This is a genomic window from Novosphingobium sp., from assembly GCF_030696665.1.
GTDB lineage: Bacteria > Pseudomonadota > Alphaproteobacteria > Sphingomonadales > Sphingomonadaceae > Novosphingobium.
The window spans coordinates 1-5,372 of the sequence record NZ_JAUYRV010000004.1 but is presented as its reverse complement, the minus strand read 5'-3'; the positions used below and the strand labels follow the sequence as shown (position 1 = coordinate 5,372).

6 protein-coding genes and 1 pseudogene are annotated in these 5,372 nt (G+C 62.5%); 2 read left to right on the top strand and 5 right to left on the bottom strand.

All coding sequences use genetic code 11. From position 1 onward, the window contains the following. Window positions 1-185, top strand: a pseudogene (locus Q8R81_RS00690) (electron transfer flavoprotein subunit beta/FixA family protein); the annotation flags it as partial. Next, window positions 185-1,117 (top strand): electron transfer flavoprotein subunit alpha/FixB family protein, encoded by a 933-nt coding sequence (locus Q8R81_RS00685; RefSeq protein WP_305615181.1) that lies wholly within the window; start codon window positions 185-187, stop codon window positions 1,115-1,117. The pseudogene Q8R81_RS00690 and the gene Q8R81_RS00685, both read left to right, overlap by 1 nt. A 211-nt stretch (window positions 1,118-1,328) precedes the next feature. Here Q8R81_RS00685 and Q8R81_RS00680 read toward each other — a convergent pair whose 3' ends face one another. The 5 genes from Q8R81_RS00680 to Q8R81_RS00660 all read right to left on the bottom strand — a co-directional run. Next, window positions 1,329-2,309 (bottom strand): sugar phosphate isomerase/epimerase, encoded by a 981-nt coding sequence (locus tag Q8R81_RS00680; protein ID WP_305615179.1) that lies wholly within the window; start codon window positions 2,307-2,309, stop codon window positions 1,329-1,331. Beyond that, the gene (locus Q8R81_RS00675; protein WP_305615178.1) at window positions 2,309-3,529 is read right to left on the bottom strand and encodes an MFS transporter; all 1,221 of its coding nucleotides are present in this window, start codon (window positions 3,527-3,529) and stop codon (window positions 2,309-2,311) included. Before Q8R81_RS00675 ends, Q8R81_RS00680 begins: the two co-directional genes overlap by 1 nt. An 87-nt stretch (window positions 3,530-3,616) precedes the next feature. Further along, a complete protein-coding gene (locus Q8R81_RS00670; RefSeq protein ID WP_305615177.1) occupies window positions 3,617-4,300 on the bottom strand; it encodes a glutathione S-transferase family protein in 684 nt (227 codons plus the stop codon). Window positions 4,301-4,436: 136 nt separating this feature from the next. Further along, window positions 4,437-4,985 (bottom strand): glutathione peroxidase, encoded by a 549-nt coding sequence (locus Q8R81_RS00665; protein WP_305615176.1) that lies wholly within the window; start codon window positions 4,983-4,985, stop codon window positions 4,437-4,439. Window positions 4,986-4,995: 10 nt separating this feature from the next. Further along, window positions 4,996-5,372: CoA-transferase (locus tag Q8R81_RS00660; protein WP_305615175.1), on the bottom strand; the 377-nt coding region annotated here is incomplete at its 5' end.

The following is a 5,372-nucleotide window of genomic DNA, read 5'->3' as shown; positions in this document are numbered from 1 at the left end:
TGCCCAACATCATGAAGGCCAAGTCCAAGCCCTTGGCCAACAAGACCCCCGCCGACTACGGCGTCGATGTGGCCCCGCGCCTCAAGACGCTCAAGGTCACCGAACCGCCGGTGCGCAGCGCGGGCATCAAGGTGCCCGATGTCGATACGCTGGTCGCCAAGCTCAAGGAAATGGGAGTAGCCTGATGTCCAAGGTTCTCGTTCTGGTCGAACACGACAACGCCAGCGTCAAGGATGCCACCCTCGCCGCCGTCACCGCTGCCAGCCAGCTTGGTGAAGTGACCGCACTGGTCGCAGGTGCAGGTTGTGATGGTGCCGCCAGCGCCGCCGCGCAGATCGCTGGCGTGGCAAAGGTGCTGAAGGCCGATGACGCCGCGCTCGAAAACGCGCTGGCGGAAAACCTTGGCCCCCTGATCGCAGGCCTGATGGCCGATTACGACGCTTTCGTTGCGCCAGCCACCACCACCGGCAAGAACGTCGCCCCGCGGGTCGCCGCGCTGCTCGATGTGATGCAGGTGTCCGACATCCTCTCGGTCGAAGGCCCCAAAACCTTCACCCGCCCGATCTACGCCGGCAACGCCATTGCCACGGTGGAAAGCTCGGACGCCAAGCTGGTGATCACCGTACGCGGCACCGCCTTCGCCAAGGCTGACCCGACCGGCGGCAGCGCGAGCGTAGAAGCCATCGCGGCAACCGCCGACAGCGGCCTGTCCACTTTCGTCAGCGCCGAAATCGCCAAGTCCGAGCGCCCGGAACTGACCAGCGCCAAGATCATCGTCTCGGGCGGCCGCGCGCTCAAGGACGCGGCCACGTTCGAACAGATCATCACCCCGCTGGCCGACAAGCTGAACGCAGGCATCGGCGCATCGCGCGCTGCGGTGGACGCAGGCTACGTGCCCAACGACTACCAGGTCGGCCAGACCGGCAAGATCGTTGCCCCTGAAGTCTACATCGCGGTCGGCATCTCCGGCGCGATCCAGCACCTTGCGGGCATGAAGGACAGCAAGACCATCATCGCCATCAACAAGGACGAAGACGCCCCCATCTTCCAGGTCGCAGACATCGGCCTCGTCGGCGATCTCTTCACGCTCGTGCCGGAACTTACGGGGAAGCTCTGATTGCGCAAAACGCAACTGCTTTGCCGTCCTTCGCACTTGCCGAATGGGGCGTTGAACCGCAAATAGAGCAGGCCTTTCAGGCATCCTCTCCCAAACTTTCCAAGGCTGGTCTTCGGACCAGCCTTTCTTTTTGCGCAATTCACTCATGTGTGACGCATACAGAAAAGGGAGGCGCGGCGGCCTCCCTCTCCCATTCCCGATACGCTGAAGTTCAGGCCACGAAGCGCGACAGGAACCCGTGGCTCTTGGTCACTGCGGCCAGCCGGTCCATCGCAAACGGCGGCTCCTGCTCCACGTAGAAATGCTCCACGCCCGCAGCCAGCGCAGCAGGCAGGATCTTGGCCCATTGCAGACGGCCTGAACCAACCTCTGTCGGATCCTGGCTCATCACGTAGTTGGTCTTGGTCGTCGCTTTCACGTCCTTCATGTGGACAGCCTTGACCCGGCCCTTCAGCTTGCCCAACTCAACCGCGGGATCAAGCCCCGCTGCCGATGTCCAGCCCAGATCCAGTTCGAAGTTCACCAGCGCAGGATCGGTCTCCTTCATCAGGATTTCCCACCCCGTTGTGCCGCCCGGCAGCGGCGCGAATTCCATGTTGTGGTTGTGGTATCCCAGCGCGATGCCAAACGGCTTGAGCGCTGCCGCCCGTTCATTCAGCAGCGCCGCCGTGCGCTTCCAGTGGTCCGCGCCCGCCGCCTGCAATGCATCGCCAATCGCCACTTGCGGGTTCTTGCCTTCGGGGATCGAAAAGCCATCGGGCAGCGGGCACAGCGGCATGAACACCTGATAGATGCCCAGCGCATTCAGACCGTCGGCAATCTCCTGCGGCGAACTCATCAGCGAAAGCGCACCGCCGGTGAATGGCCCCGGCATGTTCATGTGGATCGAACTATAGCGCACGCCCGCCTTGTCAGCCGCCGCGCGCAGATCGGCGGGCTTGCGGTTGTAGAAGTTGGGCAGTTCGATGTCGGTAAAGCCCACCGCCGCCAGCTTGGCCAGCGTGCCGTCCAGATCCTTGGTTGGCATATCGCCCAGTGTGTAGAGCTGCAGCCCGATAGGCTTGCCGATCCGCTTGAAGAACGGCTTGCCCCCGCGCAGTGCGGCCATCGCAGGCGCATCGCCCATCGCCAGCGCGCCGCCAGCTGCCAGCGCTGCCAGCAACGACCGGCGATTGATCAAACCTTGCGACATCAATGAATCTCCTGAGGATTTGCCGGGCCATGCGTGGCCGGACGGAACGCGACCAGCAGCAGCAGCGCGCCGATTGCCGCCAGCGCCGAAGGCACAAGGAACACCGTGGTGTAATCGACGACGCCGTCCGGCCCGGTCAGCCGCGCGACGAGCGCCGGAAAGGCAAAGCTTGCCACCATGTTGCCCACGCCCAGAATCAGCAGGTTGAACAGGCCCTGCGCCGATGAACGCACGTCCTTGGGGAAGGCCTCATCGACGAAGATATAGACGGTGGCGAAGAAGAACGCATAGCAAATGCCATGCAGCAGCTGCACCGCGATGATCGCCGGGATGCTGTCAGACAGGAATGAAAACGCGAGGAACCGCGCTGCGTGGCCAAGGATGCCGACGATCATGGTCCAGCGCCAGCCCATCCGCGCCAATACTTTGGCCAGCACCAGCATGGTCAGGATTTCCGCAACCTGCCCAAGGCTGAGCACCACCATCGACAGGTTTCCGGCAATGCCCACGCGGTTGGTCAGGAAAGCGTCCGACAGCACGAAGTAGCCGTTGTGGACGACTGAATCGATGAAGGTGACCAGGAACAGCACCGCCACTACCGGCGTCTTCAGCAGGCCCAGCGCGCGCCGCCATGCCAGCTTGTCCACATCCCCGCCCTGCTTTGGGGGAGTATGCGGCAGGGTCAGCGAAAACGCCGCCATCACGAACGAGATCACCGCAGCAACCACGAAGATCATGCGCACCTGCGCGGCATCGGCCTGCGCGCCCAGAATGAACACGAACGGCCAACTCGCCATGATCCAGCCCACCGTGCCGCCCGAACGGACCGAGCCGTACTCTGCCGGATTGGGCAGGTGCGTGAAGGCCACCGTGTTCGTGACCGAAAGCGTCGGCACATAGACAAGGCTGTAGATCAGATAGCACACGAAGAACGGCACAAAGCTGGTGCTGAACGCCACGCCCAGCAGGGCCAGCCCGCCGATCACGTGGCTTCCGGCCAGAAACTTCTCAGCCGCAAACGTGCGGTCCGCAAACTGGTTAGAGAAGAAGATGCCCAGCACCGAGGCAATGCCCCAGCACGTGCCCACCAAGCCTTGCTGACCGGCACTGAAACCCAGCATGCCCATGTAAGGAAACAGCTTTGGCGCCCATGCGCCCCAGACCGCCAATTGCAGCGCCATCATGGCGAACAGACGAACTTTCAGTGACAGCGTTGACAATTCAGGCCCCTCGATCCCGCTTTCGTTGCGCGCGATCTTGCCGGAAGTGCTTCAGGAAGCAACAGGGAATTGTGTCAGGCTACGCTTTCAGCCCTTGCGATGGTCTGCAATCACTTCGCCAGCAGCCGCCAGTTCGGCCTCATGGCTCTCCTCGCGCCATGCTTCCGCCAGTGCTTCGGCTTCCCATTGCTGCATGGCCGGATGGGCCAGTACATGATCGACCCAAGCCTGTCCTTGGCCCACATCAAGGCCATACGTGCGGATGCGGAACGCCACGGGCGCAAAGAATGCATCCAGCGCAGTAAAGGCATCGCCCGCCAGCCAAGGCCCGCCAAACTGCGCCAGCCCCTGTTCGAAAATCTCGCGCACGCGCGCCACATCGCGCAGCAGTGGCTCGCGCATCGGGCGCGGGCTTACCCGCACGCCCACATTCATCGTGCAATCGTTGCGCAGGGCGGAAAACCCGCCATGCATCTCGGCCACGGTGCACATCGCAAAGGTGCGCGCCGCTTCATCCGCAGGCCACACGCCCGCATGACGCTCGGCCAGATAGAGCGCGATCCCCAGCGAATCCCACACCGTGCGCGCCCCATCGATCAGCACCGGCACCTGCCCCGTGGGCGAAAACGCGCGGAACTCGTCATAGTTCGACGGTTTGGTAAACGGCTCGATCCGGTCGTCAAAGGCAATGCCCAGCGCCTTCATCAGCACCCACGGCCGCAGTGACCAGCTCGAATAGTTCCGGTTCGCGGTAATCAGTGTGTAGCTCATGGGGCGCAACCCTCTTCAACTGCAGCTAAAGCTGACCGTTCTATACCGTCTCCCCGGGCTTGACCCGGGATGACGACAATGCAACGCACTTCAGTTCATGGAACTGGCGTCCCACGAACTCCAAGCAAGCCCGCGATCACTTCGCCAGTTCAGCGTCGATCGCTGCAACCAATTCCGGATCGTCCGGGGTAACACCGGGGGCAAAGCGCGCGGCCACAGCGCCGTCACGTCCGATCAGGAACTTCTCGAAGTTCCACAGCACTTCAGGGTCTTGCGTCGGCGTCATGCCATAGCCCTTCAGCTTCTCGCGGAACTCTTCGGCCGGGCCTTGCTTGGCGGGCATCGCCTGCGTCAGCGCGGCATAGAGCGGTTGCTTGGCAGGGCCAGTCACATCCGCCTTGGCAAACAGCGGGAAAGACACGCCATAGTTCAGCTTGCAGAACTCGGCGATTTCTTCGTGCGTGCCCGGTTCCTGCGCGCCAAAATCGTTGGCGGGAAAGCCCAGCACTTCAAAGCCGCGGTCGGCCTTGTCTTTGTAAAGGGTTTCAAGCCCTTCATATTGCGGAGTCAGTCCGCACTTGGATGCAACATTGACGATGAGCAGCACCTTGCCCGCATGGCTGGCAAGCGAATCGGCGCTGCCGTCGAGGCGGTTCAGCGGAATTTCGGTAAGAGCATTCGCCATGTCAGTATCCTCATTCGCCAATGTAATGTGCTGAAGTCATCGTCCGCACGTCCGCAGCCGAAACGCCCGGCGCGCATTCGATCAGGCGGAACGGCGAACTGTGATCCGCGCGGCTGAACACCGCAAGGTCGGTCACGATCATGTCCACCACGCCGCGCCCGGTCAGCGGCAGCGTGCAGGCCGGGATGAACTTGGGGCTGCCGTCCTTGGCGCAATGTTCCATCACCACGATGATCTTCTTGACACCGGCCACAAGGTCCATCGCCCCGCCCATGCCCTTGATCATCTTGCCCGGGATCATCCAGTTGGCGATGTCGCCGTTTTCGGCCACTTCCATCGCGCCCAGCACGGTCAGATCGATCTTGCCGCCACGGATCATCGCAAAGC

Coding starts and splice junctions, on each gene's coding strand:
- Q8R81_RS00685 (WP_305615181.1), top strand. CDS start 185: ATGTCCAAGGTTCTCGTTCTGGTCGAACACGACAACGCCAGCGTCAAG.
- Q8R81_RS00680 (WP_305615179.1), bottom strand. CDS start 2,309: ATGTCGCAAGGTTTGATCAATCGCCGGTCGTTGCTGGCAGCGCTGGCA.
- Q8R81_RS00670 (WP_305615177.1), bottom strand. CDS start 4,300: ATGAGCTACACACTGATTACCGCGAACCGGAACTATTCGAGCTGGTCA.
- Q8R81_RS00665 (WP_305615176.1), bottom strand. CDS start 4,985: ATGGCGAATGCTCTTACCGAAATTCCGCTGAACCGCCTCGACGGCAGC.